The sequence below is a fragment of the Turicibacter bilis genome, assembly GCF_024499055.1.
Lineage (GTDB): Bacteria > Bacillota_I > Bacilli_A > MOL361 > Turicibacteraceae > Turicibacter > Turicibacter bilis.
The window spans coordinates 2,467,680-2,493,811 of sequence record NZ_CP071249.1; the positions used below are offsets into that span (position 1 = coordinate 2,467,680).

The following is a 26,132-nucleotide window of genomic DNA, read 5'->3' on the forward strand; positions in this document are numbered from 1 at the left end:
ACTTGTAGGTATGAACTTAGGCTTAGGAGTGGTTTGATGTATAGTAATCAATGGCTAAATTTATGTCGTTTTTATTTTGCTGAATATAAGAAAAAAGGATCAGATATTATTCATCCAGAGTCAGACGTTTACTTTATTGTAGATGCACCAACTGATGTAGAGCTAGAGGTAGGTCATGCCGCTGCGACGATTTTTGATGCAGGAAGTAAGAAATCATTAGGTGAATTGGCTAAGACGAATACACGTTTCTCTGTTTTAAATGTCTGCTCAGTTCCTTTACAAGAAACGACGAATTTAGATGGGAAATATAAAGTATTATTTGATTTGTTGACTCCTATGGTTAAAGAAGGATACGCTCAATTTGGAGAACATGAAAATGAAGATGTAAATAAGTTTGAGAAGGCAGTTTTATATGATTTTAAAAATCGTTTAATGAAATCAGGATGTTTAAATAAATCATGCCAAGTTGTTATTTTTGGGGAGTTTGCGAAAACGTATTTTGAAAAACTTGAAGAGGTAAACATGAACTGTGACGTTTTATATGTGACTGACACTTCATTTGATTTAAAACAGTTAAATTTAAAGTAAAAAGGTGAGAGTTTATGGCGGTTAATGTAAAAAGTTGTTATTTATATTTATTAGATAATGTGCATCAAATGTTTATGCCAACAGAGCGACCACTCGATGAAACAGTGGATGGGGCCTATCATTTTTTAGAAAAAAATATCGAAAAATGTATGAAGAATGCAGCGGGACGTCCAGCAGTATTTAAGGAAGATAGTGAGGCGAGAAAGTTATTTTTAGAATATCGTAATCGCACGATTCCGTTTATTGATTTTGCTAATGCCATCGCAACGAAACGTTATGATTGGAAAGATCGTTATGAGATTTTTACAGCAAGTGATTTATTTTTATGTGAGATTGAAGTCTCAGAAGTGGAATATGTTGTTGGATTAGAGCTAACGTGTAAAGAAGGAATGGTTCATCATGTGAACCAAAGTGAAACAGGGATTCAAAATAATCTGATTGTTCATCAATCGATTATTCCCGCTGCTAGTTTAAAAAGTGCGAACTTCTTTATGATTGATTTAGATAAGATGACATTAACGATTTTAGAAAATTTAACGTCAACAGAGGATGATGATACTCATCTTTACGCGGATAAAATTTTAGAATGTAGAACTGAGATTTCTGTGAAGGAAGCAGTCAAAAAGGCCCGTGTGGTTGCTGAAGAAGTCATCGAGCATCATGAATTAGATAAGCTAGAGATGGTACCAGCATTTGAGCGTGTCATTAAAGAGACGATTAATGAAGGTAAAGATATTGATATGAAAGAGATTGCTGAAGAGGTATTTTATCAAACACCTGAGGCAAAGTTAGCTTATGTTGCGGAGATTGAAAATCAAGGAATTGAAAAACCTGTTCAAAATGCGAATCGTGTTAAAATGCCATTAAAAAAGACACAAAAAATTAAAACCGATACAGGAATTGAGATTACGATTCCACTTGATTACTACAACAACAAAGATTATATTGAAGTGATCAATATGCCAGATGGACGTTTAGCAATTCAAATAAAAAATATCGGAAACATTGAGAATAAGTAAGTAGACGATATGATATTTAGTCATTAAAAGAGAGGAAGCATCCTCTCTTTTGTCGTTTACGAGGAGTTATTTTTTCAACATAAAATGAGATAAAAAAATAAAAAGAAAGCGTTGTTAAAGATTGGGATATATGTTATATTAATCGTATCAGGATAGTGATTGTTTAAGTACAAGCTAAACCTATTGATAATGATAGATAACCGAGGAGGGGTTCGGTGTTTTTAGTTATCAGTAGGTTTTTCTATTTTCAAGGATAGGGGGAGAGAAAGTGATTATTGATAAGATTTTGAATAATAATGTAGCTGTTATCAGAGATAAAAATGATATTGAAGAAATTGTCATGGGACGGGGAATTGCTTTTAAGAAACGACCAGGGGATCAAATAGATGAAAGTATGATTGATAAAGTTTTTAAATTAAGTACAAAAGAGATGAATACTAGATTTAAAGAATTATTGGTTAATATTCCAATGGAACATGTAAAGCTTTCTGATCAAATTATAAGTGATGCTAAAATCAAGTTAGGTAAAGGATTAAATGAATACATTTATATTTCATTGAGCGATCATATCTCAACTGCGATTGATCGTTTTCAAAATAACATTTTTATTAAAAATTCGATTTATTGGGAAATTAAACGTTTTTACCCTGATGAGTTTATGATAGGACAGCATGCCATTGAGCTGATAGAAAAAGAAACAAGTATAGTACTCCCTAAAGATGAGGCTGCTTTTATTGCTTTACATTTTATTAATGCACAGCTTGATCAACCCAATCCTGAAATTTCAAAGATGGCTAAGTTAATTTCTGAAATCGAGACAATCATTAAGCATACCTTTCGATTAGAATTGAATGAAGATTCTGTTTATTATTATCGCTTGATTACTCATTTAAAGTTTTTTGCTTCTCGATTATTCGCTGAAAAAACCTACAATGATCAACAAAGTGGAGATTTATTAGAAGTCGTTAAAATTAAATATCGTAATGCTTTTGAATGCGTCAATAAAATTACAATCTATATTAAAGAGAAGTATGGTTATGATTTAAGTGATGAAGAAATCTTATATTTAACAATACATATTGCACATATTGTGAGCGAATCACAAAAATCATAATGTTTGCTTTACATGAGAGGGGGTGATTTCATAAATACCTAGTAAGCATTAGTGGATGGTGACATTAAGTTGGCCAAACCTTCATTTTAGAATTTATTTCAAATAATGGAGGAGTTAGTATGGGAAAATATGAATCATTAGCAAAAGAAATTATTAAGTATGTCGGTGGATCAGATAATATTATTAGTCTCGTTCATTGTGTGACAAGATTACGTTTTCAATTAAAAGACGAGTCAAAGGCACAGGATGAAGTTTTAAAAAATATGTCTGGTGTTGTGACAGTGATGAAAAGTAATGGTCAATATCAAGTCGTGATTGGGAATCATGTTCCTGAAGTGTATGCAGATGTATGCAAATTAGCAGGAATCACAAGTGGGACTCAAGAAGTAACCAAAAAGATGTCTATGAAGGATAAAGTATTAGATACTATCTCAGGAATTTTTGCACCTATTCTAGGAGTACTCTGTGCAAGTGGGATGATTAAAGGATTTTTAGCTTTATTTTTATTCTTAGGCGTTGTTTCAGAAACAAGCGGAATCTATATGTTAGTCGATGGAATTGGAGATGCCTTATTTTACTTCTTCCCGATTGTATTAGGTTATACATCTGCTGTTAAGTTTGGGATGACCCCATTTTTAGGAATGGTTATTGGAGCTGCACTGATTTATCCAACGTTACAAGGTGTTGATCTTGAAGTGTTTGGATTAACGATTAACGCAACCTATACGTCAACCGTGTTACCGATTCTTTTAACGAATATTTTAGCAGCTTATTTATATAAAGCTCTAAATAAAGTTATACCAACTGTGATCAAGGCATTTGTTGTTCCAATGTTTGTCTTATTAATTGCTGTTCCAATTGGATACTTAGTCATTGGACCGGTTGCTAATGTAATTTCAGATGGACTTGCTAATGTAATTATGGGTATTTATGGATTCAATCCAGTTTTAGCGGGAATTTTAGTTGGTTTCTTATGGCAGTTCTTAGTGATATTTGGAGTTCATATGGGATTAGTGGCTGTGGGAATTATTCAATTTATGAGTGGACAACCGACACCAATTTTCTCATTAATGTTTGTTCCATCATTTGCTCAAACAGCTGTTGTATTTGCGATGTGGTTGAAAACAAAAGATAAAAAATTAAAAGAAGTTGCTTTACCTGCTTGGATTTCAGGAATTTTTGGAGTAACAGAACCAGCTATTTATGGGGTAACGTTACCTCGAATTAAATACTTTATTATTTCATGTATTGGTGCTGGACTTGGAGCAGCTTATATTGGATTTAAAGATCTATTAACTTATCAAATGGCTGGTTTAGGTATTTTTGGATTCCCCGGATTTATTAATCTTGATGGAGATACAGCCTCAATTATGATGCATGTTTGTATTGCCTTAGTCATTGCGATTGGTTTTTCATTTACAGCAACTTTTATCTTATTTAAAGACGATAAAAACGAAACAAATGATGAAGTTTTAGAATCAACTCGAATGGGACAAGAGGAGTTAATGAGCCCAATTAAAGGACAAACGATCGCATTAACAGATTTAAAAGATGAAGCGTTTAATTCAGGAATTTTAGGAAAAGGAATTGGGATTATTCCAACAGAAGGAAAAGTAGTCGCTCCATTTGATGGAACGGTTGTTACCTTATTTCCAACTAAACATGCGATTGGATTAGTATCAGAAAATGGTTGTGAAATGTTGATTCATGTAGGTGTCGATACGGTTCGCTTAAACGGAGAGCATTTTGAAGCTTTTGTTAAACAAGGAGATGTTGTTAAGAAAGGCCAATTACTACTTACCTTTGATATTCAAGCGATTCAAGACGCAGGATATTGTTTAGAAACACCGGTTATTATTACTAACTCTAATGATTATACAGATGTGATTGAAACACAAGATCAAGAAATTAAACCAACAGATAAACTACTAACAGTTATCTTATAATAGGGGGAGTAGGTTATGAGTTTTCCAAAAGGATTTTTATGGGGGGGCGCAACAGCAGCCAATCAATGTGAAGGTGCTTATCAAGAAGGTGGACGTGGATTAGCAAATGGAGATGTTTTACCAGCAGGAAAGGATCGTTTTCCAGTTGGACTTGGAAAGTTAAAAATGTTAACGTGTGATGCAAATCACTATTATCCAGCTCATCAAGGGATTGATTTTTATCATCATTACAAGGAAGACATTAAATTGTTTAGTGAAATGGGATTTAAGACATTCAGATTATCGATTTCATGGAGCCGTATCTTCCCAAATGGAGATGACCAAACACCAAATGAGGAAGGATTACAATTTTATGAAGATGTATTTAAAGAGTGTCAACGCTATGGAATAGAGCCATTAGTCACAATTACACATTTTGATGTTCCCATGAATTTAGTTGAGAAATATGGTTCTTGGCGACATCGAAAAATGATTGACTTTTATTTAAACTATTGCGAAACCATTTTTAAAAGATATAAAGATTTAGTAAAATACTGGTTAACGTTTAATGAAATTAATATGGTGTTACATTTACCTTTTGTTGCAGCGGGACTTACCTTTGAAGAGGGAGATCATATTGAGCAAATTAAATATACGGCGACTCATCATGAGTTAGTTGCAAGTGCGTTAGCGACGAAATTAGCTCATGAAATTATGCCTGAATGTCAGGTAGGATGTATGTTAGCAGCTGGAAATACGTATGCGAATACACCGAATCCAAAAGACGTTTGGCAGTCAATGGAGAAAGATCGAGAAAATTATTTCTTTATTGATGTTCAATCACGTGGAGCCTATCCAAACTATGCGTTAAAAGAATTAGAGAGAAAAGGGATTAACATCCCGTTTGAAGAAGGGGATCAAGATATTTTAAAACAGCATACGGTAGATTTCATCGCCTTCTCTTATTATTCATCACGTTTAACAAGTGCCGATCCAGAAGTGAATAAAATGACACAAGGAAATGTGTTTGCAACGTTACGTAATCCTTATTTAGAGGCGAGTGAATGGGGATGGCAGATTGATGCACTAGGTTTTAGAATTACAATGAATAGCTTATACGACCGTTATCAGAAACCATTATTTGTTGTAGAGAATGGGTTAGGAGCTGTTGATGTTGTCACTGATCAAGGAACAGTTGAAGATGATTATCGCATTGAGTATTTAAGAGAACATATTAAGGCCATGAAAGATGCGATTGAATTAGATGGTGTTCAAGTGCTGGGATATACGCCATGGGGATGTATTGATCTTGTGAGTGCAAGTACAGGAGAGATGAAAAAACGCTATGGATTCATTTACGTTGATTTAGATAATGACGGAAATGGAACGATGAAAAGATTGAAGAAAAAATCATTTGATTGGTATAAAGAAGTGATTGCTTCAAACGGTGAGGTATTATAAAAAAGCTCGTAAGGAATATTCCTTACGAGCTTTTTTTATAAATGACGAATTGTCAATACAAATGCGACACTTGCTCATGAAATAGATCAAATGAAGTTTTCCAACCTAAACATTTTCGTGGTCGATGGTTAATGAGGCAGAGTGCCTCATTAACCTCTTTTTCAGTTACTCGTGCCAAGTCGGTCTTTTTCGGGAAGAATTCTCGAAGTAATCCATTGGCATTTTCATTACTTCCTCTTTGCCAAGAGGAATAAGCATCTGCGAAGTAAACAGGGACCTTTAAATCAGCCTCTACTTTGGAATAACAGGCAAACTCTTTTCCTCGATCAACGGTATAGGTTTTGAACGTGTCTTTAGGGAAGTGTTTATATAACTCCTGAATCGCTCGATACATCTCTGAAGCCGAGCGATTTTCTATTTTCACGGCCATATAAAAGCGTGTTTGACGTTCAACAAAGGTCGCTAAACAACCCTTACTTTTTCCACGACTTGAAACCACTGTATCTAATTCCCAGTGTCCGAATGTTTGGCGCTTTTTAACCTCTTTGGGGCGTTGATGAATCGAGGTTCCAATGTTAAATCGCCCACGTGTTTCTCGTGGTTTTCGACGCTTTCCTTTTTGTCTTAAACAGCTTAAATCTCCTGATAAAATCGTACCATCATAAATCCAACGATAAATGGTTTTAAATGAAATCACACCCTTTAAAACCGTATGAGAAATTTGTTCAGGCGACCAGGTTAACTTCAAATAGTGTTGAATGGTTTGAATGAGTTCTTCAGACTTTACTTCTTTACGGTGACAAGCTAAACGACGTTTTCCGACTAATTTCTCTGCTAGCTCAGCCTGATAAGTTTTCTGAGTATTTCGTTTCAATTCACGAGCAATGGTCGAGTGATGTCGATTCAATTGAGCTGCAATCTGTCTCGTCGAATAGCCCATTTTCGAAAGAACTTCTATACGTGTACGTTCAAATGTGGTAAGATGTTTATAACTCATAAATAGCTCTCCTTGTTAAGAATTTGGTGTGGTAACTTCATTCTATAACAAAGATCCTATTTATGAGCTTTTTTTTATGTGTCGCACTTAATATTACAATCTGTCAAATAGAGTTACTTAGAAAGTTTGTTTAATGCTTTTGAAGTTGTTTCATAGTCATTTAAGATTTCAGTTAATCGATCAATAATGAATGGATCTGCTTTTAAGTCTTTACATGTTTGTAAAACTTTTGTTCCTTGATCTTTTCCCATATTAACGGCCTTAATAGCACGTTCTAATACTTCTTGATCAGTATCAACAAAGATATCTTTTATTTTTTCAAACATACTAGCAAGTTCTCCTGTGATTCCGATTGAATCATCAGCTTCTCCTCCTAGTTTTTTAATAGCTGCAGCTGTTTTTTCTTCGTGTGCTTTAAAAATAGATATAATTTTATTTAACTCTTGTTTAAGTTCAGGTGTTTGTGCTTTTTCTTCATATTGTTTAAACGTATCTACACCCATTTTAGTCCCCTTTAAGAATTTATTTAATTCTTTGATAATTTCTTGATTATTTTCCATATGAACCACCTTTTTAATTAAGATATCATCTATAGTATTCGTCAAATAAGAAGATTAATTCTTTATTTAACCCTTGTTTAAATTCAGATGCCTGTGTTTTTTGTTCGTATGGTTTAAATGTATCTAAGATTCGTTTAGTTTGTTTTAATTCTTTAATCGTTTTTTGATCATTTTTCATATGGACCACCTTTTCATTTAAGAACTTCTGTATAGTATTCGTCAAATAAAAACATTAATGCTGTCATTTGGTGATGAAGTAGAATCATAAATTTCATGAAAATAGATATAGATTAAGTTTATTGCTAGAAAATGTTACAGCTGGACTAGTAGTATATTCATTTTCGTTGAAAAGGGGATCCGATTTTTAGATTTTTTAAAAGAGATTATTTTTATTATATTGTATCAATTTGTATGAAAATGTCTTTTTATAGAGTTAATGATAAGATTTTTTATCAAAATTTCATACAAAAATGAAGATGGAAATTTAGGTGGTAAAAGACATTTTATTGATCAAAAGGAAATCGTTCTTTATTTTGCGAAATTAAAAACATTGTTCATAGAAATACGTATAAATATAGAGGGGGAATCCAAAGAGAAGAGGTCATAAAATGGAGTTGATGTTAGAAGTTATTTCACGTGTTATATTAGTCTCATATTTTTTCATCTTGCTGATGCTAGCAAGTCAACACATAAAGTTTAGATTATTGCCTAATTCAAAATATGTGATTTACTGCAATTATGTTAATGAAAAAAATAGAAGCCAGGCTGAAAGTCAAATGCAGTACTATGAGTTTATTGTTAAGGGAATGCTAATTCAATTAGCAGGTTTACTATGGGCAAGCTTTATTGTGCATCAGCTTTGGTTTACAATCATCACTATGATTGCAGCCATTTGCGTCTTAATTGAGTCTTTATCTGTTAACTGGATCTTTCCAACCCGTATGGAACGGAAAGACTGGATTTTATTATATATGAAACGAATAGTTGGAATAATCGGTGATGCGTATCTTGTGATGACTTTAATCGCACTTTGTTTCATCTATTAATTAAGAAATCGTAGCTGGATCTTTAGCTACGATTTTTTTAATTTTAATGATTTACCCGTGTATCAGTTTTAAATTAAGTCAGAAAAGATACAAAAAAGAAGAATTATGTCTTATTTTCTGTATCAGTTCATTCATAACACTAAAAAAGAGTACAAAAGAGGGAGAATCGGGAGTTTTTACATAAGTAACTATAAAAAAAAGCCTGTAAAAAGGGATTAAACACTAGGAAATGAGCCTGTGGATAGACGTAGTGTACTAAAAAAAGAGGCTTGCGAGAATTGAAAAAAAATGTACCAAAATGATACACTGCTATGGAAAAAATGTATCATTTTTTATATAATAGATACATAGAGTTAAAGAGTTTAGTGTATCATTTAGGTGTCATGATTCACCAGAATAAGAGATACCTTTTTATAGATAGATTTTTAAGCTATAAAAGATCAATTAAATAAGATTCTTCATAAAAAAAAGCCCGTTAAGGCTACATGGGTTATCATTCAAGATTTTAATAAAACTAAAGTTGATGACTAGAGGTTGAGTTGGCTAAAGGAGATTAAACGTGCGAGAGTTTTGTGTCAAATGTCAAAAAGAAGTGGAATATAAAGTTTTAAAAAACTGGCGTCAAAAAATAGTCAAAGGATTTGAGGTTGAGTTTGAAAAGCAAGAAGCTATTTGTAATGAATGCCAACATTTAATATTTGTTGATACTATTCATGAACAAAACAGTGAAAATGCTAAAAAAGCTTATCAGAAAAAAGTTTCTCATGAAACGATCACGATTATTGAATCGATTATGTCTAAGTATAATATTGGAAAAAGACCTTTATCTTTGTTACTAGATTGGGGAGAATTAACCATTACTAGATACTTAAAAGGGATGCCGCCTAAAAAAGAATACTTAGATGTTTTGAAGAAAGTTAATGACGATCCTAAGTTATTTGATGACATCTTACAAAAAAATCACCAGAAGCTAACGAAGATTGCTTATGAAAAATGTATGAACCAGCTCAAACAGTTAGGGTTAAGCGATCAATATGAAGATGAAATCATTCAATCACCTGTCATAACTGATGAGGAAACGTTTGATGTTAATTTAGAAGATCATCATGATTTTACTTTCGATGTAGCCTCTACTGATGAGCAGGAGAATCATTTAGAGTACAATGACTTAAATCAAAAAGATAAGATTTTTGATGTCGTGAATTATATTCTATCTTTAAGTGATGATCTAACACCGTTAGCACTGCAAAAAATTCTTTATTATGCGCAAGCCTTTTTTAAAGTGTTTTATGGTTATCATTTATTTGAAAATCATTGTGAAGCTTGGGATCACGGCCCTGTTTATCCAGAAATCTATCATAAATTTCAAAGTTATGATGATATGAATCCAAAAAGTGGACATTGTTCATTAACCGAAGAAGAGCAATTTTTTATTGAACTAATCATGAGATATTTCGGATGCTATAGTGGAAAATCTTTAGAACGTATGACACACTGTGAAAAACCGTGGCGAGAAACGAGAAAAAGTCTCGCTTCATCTCAAACAAGTAGAAAAATCATGGATCAAGATTTAATTGAAAGTTATTTTAACGAAGTATCTAAAAAATACAACATGCTAAGTATCACAGATATTGTTGATTATTCAACCGCCTTGTTTACTCGAGTGTTATAGATGAAAAGAGAGGAAGAATTGATATAGTAACTCTATAGTAGAAAAAAATAAAAGCGAAAATATCTTCTATGGTACAATCACCTGAATGTCAGTCAATTAAAATTTATTGAATTATTAGTTGATTATATTGTAGCGAATGGATTTATTGAAAATAATCAGGTTCTAACAGAAGATCCATTTAGAAGTGTGGGAAGTATCATCGATATATTTGATACTCAACAGGTTCATCAACTAGTAGGACGAATAAATGAAATTAAAGCGAAAATCGAAATAGCTTAACATTTATTATTTTCATTGTAATTTCTAAACAATAGGTATCTCGATACACACAACTGAAGTAAAAGTGATATATATTAATAGGGGATGATGAATTTATTCTTATTTCTAACTTCCGATCGGTTTTAATATTGTAAAAACGTTTATTGGAACAATAAGGTATCAGAATCCTAACGTTTTTAGTAACTAGGCCAAAGTATGAGAGTGTGAACGATATTTCACTTTCTACATGATTCGTTAATTATTATTACTTAACTTAGACTAGATTGTTGGTGGACAACAGAAAAATCCAAATTAAGTGCTAGACATAAGGGCTAGACAGTTGGCGGACAACAGAAAAATCCGAATTTAATGCTAGAGAGTTAAGTATATCTTTAAGGAGGCTTTAATGACGAAGCCTCTTTTCTTCTTAAAGCGATAATTTTAATTGACATAGTTTCATAGGTTTTGTATTATACTATTAGTAGATAATAATGCTATTATCGGGTGAGCTAACACCTTAAAAATCCGAAATTATTGCTAGACGTAAGGGCTAGACAGTTGGCGAGCAACAGAAAAACTCGAAATTATTGCTAGACGTAAGGGCTAGACAGTTGGCGGACAACAGAAAAATTAGCAGTAAGTACCTGATATTCTTCAGGTACTTTTTTATTACATGTAAGTCAAGGAGATAAAGATGGCATTACCTAAACATAAAATGATAAAAATTGTAGTTGATGCTGCTAAAAAGTATGAAGAAATTTTAAATAACAAAGTATTTTTAATTGTATATAAAGTAGAAAATACATTAGAATTTCGTGAGTTAAAATTCGATCAAAAGAATTTTAAACATCTAACAGGGATAGAATCTACTTTAGCACCGAAACAATTTTATCAAGCTGCTTTAAAAGGTAGATTGGGATTAAATGATATTAGGGAAAAATCTGATGGAACAACTGCTTTAAAACTACAAGTTTTACCTCAGTTACATCAACTAGTCTCGATGCCAACTATGATCGGAGAATTTGAGAGTTTACGTATTCATTTGCAAGCTGATAAAGCCCTAGGGACAAGTGTTAAAATTTCATTAGCCCTAGGTGATCATAAGGGAGTTTCTGTACCTAAATCGCTTTTAAAAGAAGATATACGCCGATTAACACGTCAGCCTTATCCTGTTGTGAGAGTATATTGTAAAAAAAATAAAGATGAAAAATACTCAACGATAACTTATCATAATAATAAATTAAATTTATCAATTCCAAAAGAAATTGAGGATTTATTAAGCGATGAATTGATGAATGAGTAAAAGATTATTTTGTAAGAGGAGAAATCCTCTTTTTTATTTATTACTTGATCGCTATAATAGCTGTGGATAAAGGAGGGATTATCATGATTGAAGAGTATTTATGGATAGAAGCGATTCAGGAAGAATTGAAGGATATATCAAAAATTAAATTATCGGAGTGTAGTTTATTGTTACAGGAGTTTGTCACATGTTGTTTACAAAATGAGAGTGGCATGTATTTTTTTGAAGTCGATGATTTTTATGATCAAGTAAAAAGTAAGAGATTGACGCGTGAGATGTGGTCTGATTTTGAGTGCGATCTAAATAAGTATGAATCATTGATTTTTGGAGCTATTGACATTCATGCTGACTTTGATGAAGTCGATCCTTCAATGGATTGTGTGGTCACTTGTTATCAATCTTTACCGTATTATTTTGAATAGAAATTTGTATAATCATGATGTTTTTTGCTACAATAAAGCTACTTATATTTAGAGGTGATGTTGTGAAGGCTTATCAAATAAAAATTCAGTTAGAAGGTTTGGATGTTTGGCGTCGTGTTGTGATGCCAGCGGAGGTATCATTTAATGCGTTGCATCGTGTGATTCAATATAGTATGGGGTGGTATAATTGTCATTTGTATCAGTTTGAGTTAGCGGAAGAGTTGGTATTGGTTGAAACAAGCGAAGAGGTGGAAGAGTATTCATGGATGAATAAGATGCCAACCTTTGATGGGAAGCCTCGCATCCCAAAAACGTACCGTTTAAGTAAAAATGCGAAGGTAGATAAGTATATTGAAGTAGGCCAATCGATTCCTTATGTATACGATATGGGAGATTATTGGGAGCATATCGTCACGTTTGAAAAAGAATTTGAAGATTATCCGAATGTTTATCCAATTTGCTTAGAAGGTGAAGGGGCTTGTCCGCCAGAGGATTGTGGTGGTGTTTGCGGTTATTTAGAATTGTTAGAGATCGTTAAAGATTCAAGTCATCCTGAATACGAGAGTGTAATGGAATGGTTAGGAGTCGATGAGTTTAATTCAACCTTTGATCTAGAGGATACAAATTTTTGGATGAAAGAAGATTTAAAGTTGAAACGTCCTAAGAAAGTCTAAGAGTGTGTATGAATAAAGAACGCTAGAGACATACTATTTATAATTCTTTTTTATTAAATTTAATTTAAGGTGAGGGAAATGAAGAAGTTATGCCTTTTCGTAATAGGATGTATCTTAGTTATTCTAGTTGGCTGTCATTCGAAGAAAGAAGAAACGGAACAGATAGAGCCATTTCCTATATTGAGTCATTTTCTTAATATGGTAGATGAAATTCAATCATATAACACTAATGAGCGCGAGCAATTTATAAAAGATGCATTATCAATAAAGGAGACAACAACATCTAATCCGTTATTTGAGAATTTAAAAAGTGAGATGGAAAGCGTTCGTTTCAGTGAGACGGGTCCATTTTTACAGGATACATCTACTCAACCCTTAAATACTCTGACTATACAGTATGAATTAGTGATACCATCTGAATTAGGAATGCAGTCACTGTCAATTGGTTATCGATTTAGTCCGAAAATTATGTCAGATAATTTTCAAGTCTCGTTAAAAACGCCTCATATCGAGGATAGTATTGAGTTATCCTTAATATTTAGGTTACCTAGTAGCCCTATTGAAAATATTTTTGAAGAGCTACTTCCTACTTTTGTTACTCAAACACCCATTGAAATGACGACTTTAACAGACCATTTAAAGCAAGAATCCATGTCATTTGAAGAACATGAAGGAGAACAAGGTATCATCTATTCTATTCATGATGATGAAACAGTTTTAAATATTTCCTATGATTCACAGACTCAGTTAATTAATTTACTAACTTATTATGTGAGTGATTTTGAAAAAAGTGCTTATCTTATAGAGGAGCAAGCAACTCTATCTATAACAAATAGTCGTTTAAATCAGTATGTGTTTGAAAATGATATTTATGAGAAATTAGTTGATTATTTTGAACAGAAATTGTGATAGAAAAAGTTAATCTCGAGTCAGGATTTTTGGCCGCTTTTATTGATGATTAATAAGAGGTAACATTTTAATAGAAAAAGTGACCTAGTTTTAAGTAATTAGGTCACTTTTTTATATAAATCAAAATTATCTACTATGCCAGTGTAAAAGGTTTTGGTACCTCATAGACTATAGTCTGTCTTGTACTAGTTGGGGAAACCTATGATCCCAATCATAGATTGAACCATGTAGCATAGAGAACCTATTATTAAAGAGAATTGCCAACTAAGTCTGCTATAAAATTAGGGTCTGTTAGACGAAAATGTTGTTATTGGTTATTTATTTACTTGAAGTGGATACAATCTTTAAAAACTGGACTTAATGATCGTTGGTATCAAGCGATTCGTTACCAACAAAATTGTCTAACAGAGCTTAAAATTATGAAATACATTTCTGTTTCTATCTATATATAAACAGATAAATATTCTACATCTCAAGTAGCAAATAAAAAAATACTGATATGTTTTACCTATCAAGGCAGCCTATAGTCCAGTTAAAAATTTTCTCTGAAGAAAATTTATCTGGACTTATATAGTAAAAAAAGTAGATAAGAAAAAATATTCATGAAAACTCCCATAAACGTTAGCTTATATTGGGTTATTATGTATTAATATGTTAAAATAGAAAAGATTGTATTAATTTTGTATTACAAGATGTACTTTACCTTAAGCAAAGATAATCAACATATCTTTATTTAATGAAAGTTTAAGTGCAGAAAGGATATTAATTATGCCAAAAAAGGTTTTAATTACCCTATCGCTTATGGGGGCAGCTCTTTGCAATCAAGATTATATGAAGACGGTTTTTGCGGAAGAAAGTCGACCTAGTGCCCTTTTAGAGCGTTCAAGTGTAAAAATAGCAATAACTATGGAAAATCTGAATTTGCGAGATAAAGCAAGCACAAGCGGGAGGATTTTAACGACAATTCCGAAAGGAAAGACAGTGACGATTCTTTCAGAAAAAGATGAAAATGGCTGGTATAAAGTAAGCTACGATGGAAAAACGGGATATGTGAGTAGATCTTATTTAACGACAAGTAATTCAACGCCAGCAGTGTCTAAAACAGGAACAGCAACAGAAAACTTAAACTTACGAGATCAACCGGGTACAAGTGGAAAGATTTTAACGACAATTCCGAAAGGAAAGACAGTGACGATTCTTTCAGAAAAAGATGAAAATGGCTGGTATAAAGTAAGCTACGGTGGAAAAACGGGATATGTGAGTGGATCTTATTTAACCACAAGCCCAAGTGGTTCAACGACCATAACGACTAAAACAGGAACGGCAACAGAAAACTTAAACTTGCGAAATCAAGCTAGTTTAAGTGGAAAGATTTTAACGACGATTCCGAAAGGAAAGACAGTGACAATTCTTTCAGAAAAAGATGAAAATGGTTGGTATAAAGTCAGTTATGATGGAAAAACGGGATATGCTATCAGCAATTATATTAAAGAAGATGATAGTAATTCCGAGGCAACAGAGAGTGCACCATCAAAGCCAACAGTATCTAAAACGGGAACAACAACAGAAAACTTAAACTTGCGAAATCAAGCTAGTTTAAGTGGAAAGGTTTTAATGACAATTCCGAAAGGAAAGACAGTAACAATTCTTTCAGAAAAAGATGAAAATGGTTGGTATAAAGTCAGTTATGATGGAAAAACGGGATATGCTATCAGCAATTATATTAAAGAAGGTGATAGTAATTCCGAGTCAACAGAGAGTACACCATCAACACCAGTTCCGATTGAAGGACAGCCAACAGAAAATTTAAACTTAAGAGATCAACCAAGTACAAGTGGAAAGATTTTAACGACGATTCCGAAAGGAAAGACAGTGACGATTCTTTCAGAAAAAAATGCGAATGGTTGGTATAAAGTAAGTTATAATGGCAAAACAGGATATGTGAGCGGTTCATATTTTAAGGTGACTAAATACGAAGAACTAGAAGAAACTGTTATTTGGACTGGAACTGTTAATACCAATGAAAGTATTGTTTACAAAACAGCTGATACTAGTGCAACTACTTTAACAGCTTATCATGCTGGACAAAAGGTTGAAGTCGTTAAAGTACAAGGCGATTGGGTTAGAATTAAGTATAATGATACTTATGCATGGATGTTAAAAAAAGTTGTCACTCAAGGTAATTTACCAAATTCAACAATATTATGGGATGGAGAAATTGGTAAAGATACAAAGCTATATGCAACAAAAAGTACAACTAGTACAGTATTAAATTCATTAACTAAAGGAACAGTGGTCTATGTTATTGAAGAAGATGGAGATTGGTTGAAAATTAAGCATCACGATGGATATGGTTATGTTCAACGAGTAACTGTTATAAATCTTAGTATACCAACAATTCCGGAAAATATTCTTTGGACAGGAAAAACAACAGAGAATTTAAATGTTCGTAATTATCCCGATGTAAGTGGAATCCTTCTTGGAACCTTAACTAAAGGAACCATTATTGAGGTTGTAAGTGAGGATTCAAAGGGATGGTTAAAGATTAAGTATGAACATGGATATGGATATGTAAATGGAAGTTATGTTCAAAAAGATGATTCCCAAACACCTGAAACACCAGAAACTACAAAGCAAATAGCTTATGTTTATAACTTAGATGGTGGAACACTAAATGTTCGACCACAACCGAATACTAGTCAGTCAGCTATTGGAAAATTATCTGAAGGAGAGGCTGTCACAATCGTAGGTGAATCTGGAAACTGGTATGAAATCGAATATAATAATTCAATAGCATACGTATCAAAAGATTATATTACGTTTACGCCGATAACACCTGAAACGCCAGAAATTACAAAGCAAATAGCTTATGTTTATAACTTAGATGGTGGGACACTAAATGTTCGACCACAACCGAATACTAATCAAGCAGCTATTGGAAAGTTAGCTGAAGGAGAGGCTGTCACAATCGTAGGTGAATCTGGAAATTGGTATGAAATCGAATATAATAATTCAACGGGATATGTATCAAAAGATTATATTACGTTTACGCCGATAACACCTGAAACGCCAGAAATTACAAAGCAAATAGCTTATGTTTATAACTTAGATGGTGGGACACTAAATGTTCGACCACAACCGAATACTAATCAAGCAGCTATTGGAAAGTTAGCTGAAGGAGAGGCTGTCACAATCGTAGGTGAATCTGGAAATTGGTATGAAATCGAATATAATAATTCAACGGGATATGTATCAAAAGATTATATTACGTTTACGCCGATAACACCTGAAACGCCAGAAATTACAAAGCAAATAGCTTATGTTTATAACTTAGATGGTGGGACACTAAATGTTCGACCACAACCGAATACTAATCAAGCAGCTATTGGAAAGTTAGCTGAAGGAGAGGCTGTCACAATCGTAGGTGAATCTGGAAATTGGTATGAAATCGAATATAATAATTCAACGGGATATGTATCAAAAGATTATATTACGTTTACGCCCATAACACCTGAAACGCCAGAAATTACAAAGCAAATAGCTTATGTTTATAACTTAGATGGTGGGACACTAAATGTTCGACCACAACCGAATACTAGTCAGTCAGCTATTGGAAAATTAACTGAAGGAGAGGCTGTCACAATTGTAGGTGAATCTGGAAACTGGTACGAAATCGAATATAATAATTCAACGGGATATGTATCAAAAGATTATATTACGTTTAATAAACCAAATCAACATCCAGATGCTAATATTGATTTTGAAACTACACCACGTATAGGTGTGGTTATCGATAGTGTTACAAGTTTAAACATTCGACAAGAAGCTACAACTAACTCAGTTATTTTAGGAACATTAACAGCAAAAGATGAAGTAAGTATTATTGGTCGTTTCAATGATTTCTATAAAATTAGTTATGATGATAGCTATGCCTATGTTCATAAAGATTATGTCGGGGTTAAGGCAACAAGTAATTTAAATGGTCGTGTTAGTTATTTAACAACGGAATATAGCTATTCGTTAACTAAGTTTGCACAAATCCAACAAAGTTACACGTCCGGTACAATACAGTCAATTACAAGTTATTTGAATCCAAACAACCCGGCTAATGTTAACTATCTACTTCAATATTTACGCATTGATCAATTCCGAAGTTTTGATGTTGCTGGATTGAACAAAGAACTTCAAAATAAAGGAGTCCTTCATAATCAAGGTCAGATTTTCTATAATGCATCGAGATACTATAATATTGATCCTATTTTCTTTGTGTCTCAGTCTATTCATGAAACGAATTGGGGAACTAGTAATTTGGCTAAAGGAATTACAATTACAGAAATTGCAGATGAGAATAAACCAATTAAAGATTCTAGTGGAAAGATTATTGACTATGAGCGCATTCAATTAGATAAACCAGTGACGGTTTATAACTTATTTGGAATTGGGGCTAGGGATCATGCTCCCCGTTTATTAGGAACGACTTACGCTTATAAAAAAGGGTGGACAACTCCTGAAAAAGCAATCTTTGGTGCAGCTGAATTTATTTCTTTGAATTATATTAATTCACCAAAATATCAGCAAAATACTCCATTTAAAATTAAATATAATCAATTAAGTGCTAACCAATGGCATCAATATGCGACAACACCATGGTACGCTTATGAAATAGGAAATTATATGCATCGATTTGCTTATTTATATGACGACAATCAAGAGTTTTTATTAGATATTCCGGTTTATAAATAATAAAAATCCCCTAAAGTGTAGGATGTTTACATAACCTACTCTCTAGGGGATTTTTTATATTTTTAAAAATATTTTTTTAGTTTTGGAACAAGATATCTTGCTCTCCTTGATAAGGGAAACTTGTAATTTCTTTTGAGTCTAAATTAGCATTTGATAATTTAACGGCATTGATACGTCGATTGTAATAATCGGTATAATAGTAAGTTCCACTTTCTTGACACATCGCTGATTTATACACGGTATAATTCATTGAGCCATCGGGATCAACTTCAGACCCTTTAATAACTGTTACCCCTGTTAACACGTTGAGGAAAGCAGTAACGCCACTGATTTCATCATTCGCTTCAACGATTGAATCTCTAAAGAAGACCGTTCTAACAAATCGTGCAGCAGGTGAAGCATCTCCTGGAATTCCACACATTCCTAAACCATGACCATATGGATGAAGCAGTAAATCTCCCATTTGTTTTGGAGCCGGTGTTGCTTTTTCAAGGGTAACATACTGTCTTAAATTAGTTAAGTGCCAATCAAAAGTTGGGTCATTCGTTAAAACACCAACTGGATTTTCATGAATATGCATACCGTCGGCCATATTTTCAATCACGATACTACGCCCAGATAAATCAGTGAACATCCAGTGAAGACCTGCAACTGGAAGCTCATGCTCAAATGGAATATTAGTCAGTACTAAATTTTCTAACGCTTGACGTAACTCATTTAAATCCGCAAAGTTACTAAGTGCCCAGTATACAAAGTCAGATGCGGAGATATTTATTTTTCCATCGATGGCATTTTCATTAAATTTAGCAAAGTGCGTAAAGTTTAATCCACCACCAGCTAATCCTTTTTCATTGACTGCATCAAAAAGAAGTGGGTGATTATCTACAACGATTCCCATTCCAATACACGCATATTTAGAAGCTAATGTTTCACCATTTACGACATTTAGCCAATTGAAATTTCTTGGAATGATATGAACAGATTGTCCGTATGAAGCGGGAACATCTAAATTTCTACCAAAGAAGTGTTTTCCATCTTTAGTAGTTAAACTTAACCCTGTACACATTTTCGAGTCCTCCTAACTAAGCCACTAGAGTGCTAATTAATTACTGTTTTAAGATTTGTCAAAGCTCATTCAATTATTCAAATTAATGTTAATTTATCAAAAAGACATCAAGGCTTATTCAAATCCTTGATGTCTTTTTACGAAATAGGGTGATTCGTATAACTCAACAAATTTATTTTTCTTCATTCTCAAGCGATTATGTTAAGATTAAGAAAAAAGTTTTAAAATTTTGAAGATTTTTTGAGGAGAAGTTCGGATAGATAGATGCTACGTGTCTAGGGAGGTTTTGAGATGGAATTGGAGAAGGTGATTCAGGTCGTGTTAACGACCGATAAACAGGCGTATGAACAAATTATAAAGCGTTATTATTCATCCATTTATCATTATGTTTATCAGCAGGTGGGGGATGTTGAGGCGAGTAAGGAGTTATGCCAGGATATTTTCTTTGAGGCATATCGTTCGCTTAAGCGTTATAATTCGAAAAAGGCGTCTTTCCAGACGTGGCTTTATAAGATTGCGAATTATCGTTGTATTGATTATTTGCGAAGCAAGGCGTATCAACAGCGCACGTTTGATGGGGAAGATGAATTAGAGACTTTATCTGAAAGCTCAGACGATGCCTTAACAAGATTAATTAAAGAAGAGAAAGCACAAAAGATTAATCAGCTGATGCGAACTTGTTTAAAACCAAAGTATGAACGGATTATGAGGTATTATTTTTATGCAGATTTAAGTCCACAGGAAATTGCAATATTAGAAAAAACATCAGTTAAAACAATTTATACGATTATTAAGCGGAGTTTAGATAAATTAAAGATTGCTTTAGGAGGCGATTGTCATGAATAAAGAGATTCAACACATTGATGTGAGTCAAGAAGCTAAGTTGATTATGGATCGAATTGATAATTATGAAAAACAAAAAAGGTTAACAGTTCATATGATCAAATCACTGACCGCTATTGCAGCAGTTGCTATCTTATTTTTACTTCCACTTTTTTCGAATGATGATGGTTCATATGGGGTGACAAGAATTAGCGCCAATGAATACCGTTTAAATGTCTTTGGAGAGGAAATTTATTTTAATCTTCATGGCTATGTTGAAAATCCAAATCTTATTCAGCTTACGGATGATATCTATACGTATGAAAATCAAGTAAAGTATTTAGATGTTACATCGCAAATAGAGGTGGATATGATTGAAGTTGAGGATTATTTATTTTTAACCTTGTCACAGAATGATAAGATTTTAGACTATTTACTAGTGAATAATATTAGCAAAAAAGGCTTTGTTAGTGAAACAACAATCGGATTAGCCCGTGTTAATCGAGAATTTACCAATTTTAATGAAGAGATGAAAGAGATTATTGAATTAACAAAAAATTATCCATTTGAAGTTAATAAAGACAAAGTATGTACAGAGTTGACTGCCAATGAAAAAGTAAATGAATTAAGTCAAGAAGACTTAGAGGATTATAAATGGTTCTTATCACTTCGAAATGAAGGAGCTTGTATGACTAGTTTAGTTAAGTCTATTGATTATATAGTTTACTTAGATGGAACTGTTAATAATATTGGAGACATTATTCCTCAAGAAAGTGAGATTTATGTGAATTCTAATCCGAAAATAGAGAGTTCGTTCCCCATTAAAATTGAAGATAAAGGAATGATATTTAGTTGGCCTACTATACATAAAAGACAGGGGATTTCTATTAAGTTCTTCGATGATTATTCTTTTGACGATGATATTTCCTTTGAAGGAAATAGTTTGATTGCGGTATTATTAGGTCTAGAGATTGATTTTAATGATTTGAATCCTGATGAATATGAAATCGATGTTTTAGTTGATGGGGCCCCGCTAGATTTTATGTTTGAAAAAGTTAATCAGTCAACGATGTATTTAATATCTGAAGTTTTTACAGAGGAAGCAGAGGGTGATGATGAAATAAAAACTATCAATAAACCAATCGAGATTATTATTACTGATAAGAAGTCTACTAACGAAGTCGTTAGAGTCAAAGATAATCTTAACTGGTCAATTAGTAGATATCATGAACATTAGGATAAAATTTAATATATTCGAAATATTGAATTAAAAAAACCTCTCGTTCGAGAGGTTTTTTAGATACAAGAAATGATGCATTCATTAAAGGTTTCACAGGTTAGAACAATGGTATCTCCTTGTTGGATAAGTGTATCACCTTTTGGGGTGATACTTGTTCCATCCTGACGTTTGATTAAGATAATTAAAGTTTGAGGTGGAAGATCAAGGTCTTTGATTTCTTTACTAAGCCAAGGATGATTTTTATCAATATTAATCTCATTAAGCGTGAGATTAGTTTGTTCGTGAAAACTGGTGCCACTGACAACGAGTTGATCACCAGGTAAAATCATCGTTTGTCCATTCGGGATAATTGTCTGTTCATTGCGTTTAATCATTAAAATTAAGGTGTCGGTGAGGTTTAGTTCACTAATGAGACGATTTGCCCAGTTATGGGTTGGGGTGATAAAGATTTGGAGCAAGGGAAGGTGTTCTTCTTCCTGGTAGTCAGTGAACGTTTTGAGGACGTTGTCGTTATCATCAATCATCGCGAGTTTATGGGCGATAGCGGGAAGCAATGTTCCTTGTAAGGTCACTGAGATGAGACAGATGCAAAAACTAATATGGAAAATATCATACGTGGTATCCGATCCTTTTAAAACAACTAAGATAGCAAAGACGATGGAAGAGGCTCCACGAAGACCAGACCAAGATAAGAGGAGTTTTTGGGAAACGGTACTTTTAAAGGGCTTCATTAATAAGAAGGTTGTTAATGGACGAGCGACAAAGGTTAGCCATAAAAAGATAAGGATAGCAGGTAGTAAAATGGTGGGCATTTGGGATGGGAAGGATAGAAGTCCAAGTAGGAAGAAGATTAGAATTTGAGCTAATCCGGTGAGACCATCAAAGAAGTTTACTAAAGTTACTTTATCTGGGATGGCTCCATTTCCAATAATGATTCCGGCTAGATAAGTTGCTAAATATCCATTTCCACCGATAGCTGTTGGAAGAGCATACGTTAAAAGCGCAATGGCCAAGACGAAGATTGTTTCTAAGCCATCCATCATAAAGTTAACTCTTCTTAAGATAATAACGGTAATCATCCCAATGCAAACACCAAATAGTGTCCCAAATCCCAGTTGATTCAGTAAGAGAAGCGGGATTTCACTTAGGTTAGCAGTTTGCTTCATTAAATCAATGAGAAGAATTGTTAGCATGTAAGCCATTGGGTCATTACTTCCGCTTTCAAGCTCTAAAATAGAGGCAGTTCCATCTTTAAGGTTTAATTTTTTCGAACGTAAGATTGAGAAGACGGATGCTGCATCGGTTGAACTGATGATAGCCCCAATGAGTAAACTTTCAATGAGTTCAAGATGAAGAAAGAAGTAACAAAAAAGTCCTGTTATAGCTGCTGTTAAAAGGACACCTAGTGTAGATAAGACTAAAGCCGGTTTCATGACCGGTCTAGCTGTTTTCCAATTGGTTCCGAACCCCCCATAGAAAATAATGAAGATTAAGGCGATGGTACATAATTGTTCGGTAAGATGATAGTCATTGAAGGCCACTTTAAAAAAGCCATCTGATCCAAAGATCATCCCAAGAAGAATGAAAAATAGTAAAGAAGGAAGACCCAATCGGTGAGTCAGCCTGCTAAGTAGAATACAAACCATTAAAATAATGGCACAAATCATTAAAGAAAACTCCATATAAAACCTCCTTTGCTTATATGTCATTTTATGAAATAAGTAGAATTAAATATGAATGATAAAAGAGATGACAGCTACGTATCATCTCTTTAGAAAATAGGTTTATATTTCATATGATTATTCATTAAACTTCTGTTACCTGTTAATGAAAGGTTTCTCGGTGTCCCTTTTAATAAAGATGATCGATAATTTGCTTATATTAATAGATCATGACAAGTAGATTCCTGATGATAAACTTCCCTGTTTTAATCACTTATACACTAACATGATTTAACCAGCTGATTAATATAATGATAATAAAATAGGGAGGGATAGCGACGTGGGAAAAGCAAAGATTATATCAATTATTAATTATAAGGGCGGCGTCGGAAAAACGGTCAGTGCCTTTAATATCGCAGCGGGACTAAACTTTTTAAATCAAAACTCGGTTTTATTAATTGATTTAGATCCACAGTGTTCACTAAGTACGATTTGTATGAGAGCCTATTCTAAGACTAAAGGGGAACATATTCGCTTTAGTAGTTTAAAAGAAGAAGAAACAATTAATCATATATTTAATAGTTATCTTAATCGTGAGATATTAGATTTTGATGTTCCATTCAATTTAGATAAGTTAATCAAACACAACTTTTATACTGGTGGAAAATATAAATTGCAAAAATTTGATTTTATTCCATCAAGTATGTATAGTAACTCACATCAAGGGATGATGAGAGGATTAGAAGGAATAGAATCTGAGATTAAGCGTAGATTTGGGGATGATGCAAATAGTAGCATTAAACGGTTAAGTATTTTAGCTAAATTTTTAAAAGAAGTCGAGCTAGATCAAAAGTATGATTTTATTATTTTTGATTGTCCACCAAGCAATAACTTTATTGTTCAAAATGCACTGTTTGTATCTGACTATTATGTGGTTCCAACTATTATGGATGAGATGGGAGTACAAGGGATCAATCATTTGAAAAATATAGTGGAGAATGATTCGGTTCAAATCATTTGTAAACAATACAGGTCATTAATTGATTTAGCACCTAGTAATTCATATCTATCTTACCTTAAAAGTGGAAGTCCTAAGATGATTGGAATTATTGAGACTTTACGTAAGGCATCAAGTTCTAAAGGTGGAACTGAGGCAGAGCAATGGCGTAGATTTGTTGAAACTAAGTTACCAGGAATGTTATTTACACCAGTTGTTTATCATCAGGTAGAGGTTCAGAAACTAATTAATGCAGGAGAATGTTGTTTTATTAATTGGAAACGAAATGGGACTCTGCCAGCAAATGAAAGTTATGGACAGATAGTTTTTGATTTGTTAGATCGTATAAATGTTCCAAAGAGTCAGTTTTCAAGGGAAATCACAGATATTTTATAAGTGAGGGATAATAAATGACAAAGGTAAAAGATATCTTAGGGGATTTAAATACGTATCAAAAAATTGTTCAGTTAACGGCCGGTATTATCGATCCCGAAATTGACCGATTTTTGGAGATTTTAAAACCTTACCGTTCGTTAAGTTTAGATGAGTTTGAAAAGAAAATAAGTGGGGATAAAAAGAAAAAATCTAGGTCTTCTCTTCGTGATGATGCGTTACGAATTGGAGAACTATATTATCAAAGGAAAACAATTGGAGGAGTGGCTGAGGAAGAACAGAGTATTATTACGAGTTACTTAAATTCAGCTGACAATAAAATTGTTTTATCAGTATTAGAAATTCCATTTGATGATTCATATGAGAAGATTAATCAATTAACTGATAGCCAATTAACGTCTAATCAACTCTATTTCTTAGGAATGGCCTTATTAAATATTAAATTAAAAGGTAGTTCAAAAGCTATACAGAAGAAAAATTTATTAGATATGCTTTGGAGTGCTATTGAAAATCAAAAAATGAATGAGATTTATGAGAGTGAGTTGTAGGGAAGAGTTTTAGTTAGGTTTAGGGGGATGTTAGGTGAGGGTGGTTTGGAGTATTTTAGTTTGTTTGTGTTTAGTGGGATGTATGAATCCTAAAAATAAGGCGATTGGCGTTTATGATACAAGTCAGTTACCTAGTGATTTTGGTGGTGGAGAGGCTTATCAAATTGGTATGAATCAAGATGGAAAGCCGGTATTTGTTAATCCAGATGCAGCTTTTAAACAAATCGTAACTGATTATAAAGATGGCTTTAAAGCCATCCAAAAAGAGTACTATTTATTTCCTATCACAAAGTTAACGTGGCGACGGTATGGTTATTATGGCTGGCAGTTAACCCATGAGGATGAAGAAATTATTGATCAAGGCTATGAAATATCCCGCTTCTTTGAAATATATAAAAATAGTTTTTAAGGTTCCTATCGTTAGGGACTTTTTTTATTATTTTATCCATCAAACAAAGAGTGTGATTTAAGTTTAGTTCTTCAAATACTCTGATATTAAGATTTTCTATAGAAAATTTCTCATGACTTATCTCATAAAAGGCCATGAAATAAGAGAACTGGCGGATATAAAAAGGACAATCGAGTTTATTGCTATGTTTTAAAAAATTTAATTATTCATTTGAAGTAAAGAGCAAGAGTTTTTAAATAATAGCCCTGTTTTTTAATTACATAGATTAGTCATCGAAAATATATAACATTATTGATAATTTAAAA

Annotated in this window: 23 protein-coding genes; 18 read left to right on the forward strand and 5 right to left on the reverse strand. The window is 33.1% G+C overall.

The window, feature by feature from the left end; genetic code table 11:
• The first annotated feature begins 36 nt into the window (after nt 1-36).
• The 5 genes from J0J69_RS11945 (at nt 37) to J0J69_RS11965 (ending at nt 6,107) form a co-directional block, all read left to right on the forward strand.
• A complete protein-coding gene (locus tag J0J69_RS11945; protein ID WP_212726144.1) occupies nt 37-588 on the forward strand; it encodes a hypothetical protein in 552 nt (183 codons plus the stop codon).
• A 14-nt stretch (nt 589-602) separates the two neighbouring features.
• Nucleotides 603-1,607: a nucleoid-associated protein gene (locus J0J69_RS11950; protein ID WP_212726145.1), complete on the forward strand. Its 1,005-nt coding sequence runs from the start codon at nt 603-605 to the stop codon at nt 1,605-1,607.
• A gap of 268 nt (nt 1,608-1,875) precedes the next feature.
• Nucleotides 1,876-2,721 (forward strand): BglG family transcription antiterminator LicT, encoded by an 846-nt coding sequence (licT, locus tag J0J69_RS11955; protein ID WP_212726146.1) that lies wholly within the window; start codon nt 1,876-1,878, stop codon nt 2,719-2,721.
• Nucleotides 2,722-2,840: 119 nt separating this feature from the next.
• A complete protein-coding gene (locus J0J69_RS11960) occupies nt 2,841-4,667 on the forward strand; it encodes a beta-glucoside-specific PTS transporter subunit IIABC (RefSeq protein ID WP_212726147.1) in 1,827 nt (608 codons plus the stop codon).
• Nucleotides 4,668-4,682: 15 nt separating this feature from the next.
• Nucleotides 4,683-6,107 carry a 6-phospho-beta-glucosidase gene (locus tag J0J69_RS11965; protein ID WP_212726148.1) on the forward strand — a complete coding sequence of 475 codons (1,425 nt, stop codon included), beginning with the start codon at nt 4,683-4,685 and terminating at the stop codon, nt 6,105-6,107.
• Between the two features lie 52 nt (nt 6,108-6,159).
• On the opposite strand, the gene J0J69_RS11970 is transcribed toward J0J69_RS11965, so the two are convergent.
• The 3 genes from J0J69_RS11970 to J0J69_RS11980 all read right to left on the reverse strand — a co-directional run bounded on the left by J0J69_RS11970 (nt 6,160) and on the right by J0J69_RS11980 (nt 7,842).
• Nucleotides 6,160-7,104 (reverse strand): IS30 family transposase, encoded by a 945-nt coding sequence (locus J0J69_RS11970; RefSeq protein WP_212726149.1) that lies wholly within the window; start codon nt 7,102-7,104, stop codon nt 6,160-6,162.
• 113 nt (nt 7,105-7,217) lie between these two features.
• A complete protein-coding gene (locus J0J69_RS11975) occupies nt 7,218-7,664 on the reverse strand; it encodes a DUF2383 domain-containing protein (protein WP_212726150.1) in 447 nt (148 codons plus the stop codon).
• 25 nt (nt 7,665-7,689) lie between these two features.
• Nucleotides 7,690-7,842, reverse strand: coding sequence for a hypothetical protein (locus tag J0J69_RS11980; RefSeq protein WP_212726151.1), 153 nt, complete (start codon nt 7,840-7,842; stop codon nt 7,690-7,692).
• A 598-nt stretch (nt 7,843-8,440) separates the two neighbouring features.
• Between J0J69_RS11980 and J0J69_RS11985 the strand changes: the two genes are divergently transcribed.
• The 8 genes from J0J69_RS11985 to J0J69_RS12015 all read left to right on the forward strand — a co-directional run bounded on the left by J0J69_RS11985 (nt 8,441) and on the right by J0J69_RS12015 (nt 18,691).
• Nucleotides 8,441-8,710 carry a hypothetical protein gene (locus tag J0J69_RS11985; protein WP_212726152.1) on the forward strand — a complete coding sequence of 90 codons (270 nt, stop codon included), beginning with the start codon at nt 8,441-8,443 and terminating at the stop codon, nt 8,708-8,710.
• A gap of 559 nt (nt 8,711-9,269) precedes the next feature.
• Entirely contained in the window at nt 9,270-10,382 is a 1,113-nt protein-coding gene (locus J0J69_RS11990) for a type II toxin-antitoxin system antitoxin SocA domain-containing protein (RefSeq protein ID WP_212726153.1), read from the forward strand.
• A gap of 81 nt (nt 10,383-10,463) precedes the next feature.
• A complete protein-coding gene (locus J0J69_RS13575) occupies nt 10,464-10,661 on the forward strand; it encodes a type I restriction-modification enzyme R subunit C-terminal domain-containing protein (RefSeq protein ID WP_212726156.1) in 198 nt (65 codons plus the stop codon).
• A gap of 673 nt (nt 10,662-11,334) precedes the next feature.
• The gene (locus J0J69_RS11995; RefSeq protein WP_212726154.1) at nt 11,335-11,943 is read left to right on the forward strand and encodes a PBECR4 domain-containing protein; all 609 of its coding nucleotides are present in this window, start codon (nt 11,335-11,337) and stop codon (nt 11,941-11,943) included.
• 83 nt (nt 11,944-12,026) lie between these two features.
• Nucleotides 12,027-12,365, forward strand: coding sequence for a hypothetical protein (locus tag J0J69_RS12000; protein ID WP_212726155.1), 339 nt, complete (start codon nt 12,027-12,029; stop codon nt 12,363-12,365).
• Between the two features lie 62 nt (nt 12,366-12,427).
• A complete protein-coding gene (locus J0J69_RS12005; protein WP_212725144.1) occupies nt 12,428-13,039 on the forward strand; it encodes a plasmid pRiA4b ORF-3 family protein in 612 nt (203 codons plus the stop codon).
• Nucleotides 13,040-13,117: 78 nt separating this feature from the next.
• A complete protein-coding gene (locus J0J69_RS12010; protein WP_212725143.1) occupies nt 13,118-13,948 on the forward strand; it encodes a hypothetical protein in 831 nt (276 codons plus the stop codon).
• A gap of 768 nt (nt 13,949-14,716) precedes the next feature.
• Nucleotides 14,717-18,691, forward strand: coding sequence for an SH3 domain-containing protein (locus J0J69_RS12015; protein ID WP_256637880.1), 3,975 nt, complete (start codon nt 14,717-14,719; stop codon nt 18,689-18,691).
• A 76-nt stretch (nt 18,692-18,767) separates the two neighbouring features.
• On the opposite strand, the gene bsh is transcribed toward J0J69_RS12015, so the two are convergent.
• The gene (gene bsh / locus J0J69_RS12020; protein WP_055276909.1) at nt 18,768-19,757 is read right to left on the reverse strand and encodes a choloylglycine hydrolase; all 990 of its coding nucleotides are present in this window, start codon (nt 19,755-19,757) and stop codon (nt 18,768-18,770) included.
• Nucleotides 19,758-20,048: 291 nt separating this feature from the next.
• On the opposite strand from bsh, the gene J0J69_RS12025 reads away from it, so the two are divergent.
• Entirely contained in the window at nt 20,049-20,603 is a 555-nt protein-coding gene (locus J0J69_RS12025; protein ID WP_212724915.1) for an RNA polymerase sigma factor, read from the forward strand.
• Nucleotides 20,596-21,816 (forward strand): hypothetical protein, encoded by a 1,221-nt coding sequence (locus J0J69_RS12030; protein WP_212724914.1) that lies wholly within the window; start codon nt 20,596-20,598, stop codon nt 21,814-21,816. Before J0J69_RS12025 ends, J0J69_RS12030 begins: the two co-directional genes overlap by 8 nt.
• A 59-nt stretch (nt 21,817-21,875) precedes the next feature.
• Here the strand turns inward: J0J69_RS12030 and J0J69_RS12035 are convergent, their stop codons facing one another.
• A complete protein-coding gene (locus J0J69_RS12035) occupies nt 21,876-23,501 on the reverse strand; it encodes a potassium/proton antiporter (RefSeq protein ID WP_212724913.1) in 1,626 nt (541 codons plus the stop codon).
• Nucleotides 23,502-23,820: 319 nt separating this feature from the next.
• On the opposite strand from J0J69_RS12035, the gene J0J69_RS12040 reads away from it, so the two are divergent.
• The 3 genes from J0J69_RS12040 to J0J69_RS12050 are packed head-to-tail and all read left to right on the forward strand — an operon-like array spanning nt 23,821 to nt 25,827.
• Nucleotides 23,821-24,873 carry a ParA family protein gene (locus tag J0J69_RS12040; protein WP_212724912.1) on the forward strand — a complete coding sequence of 351 codons (1,053 nt, stop codon included), beginning with the start codon at nt 23,821-23,823 and terminating at the stop codon, nt 24,871-24,873.
• A gap of 14 nt (nt 24,874-24,887) precedes the next feature.
• On the forward strand, nt 24,888-25,418 hold the full coding sequence (locus tag J0J69_RS12045; RefSeq protein WP_055304951.1) for a hypothetical protein: 531 nt from the start codon (nt 24,888-24,890) through the stop codon (nt 25,416-25,418).
• Between the two features lie 34 nt (nt 25,419-25,452).
• Entirely contained in the window at nt 25,453-25,827 is a 375-nt protein-coding gene (locus J0J69_RS12050; protein ID WP_212724911.1) for a hypothetical protein, read from the forward strand.
• The last annotated feature ends 305 nt before the right edge of the window (nt 25,828-26,132 follow it).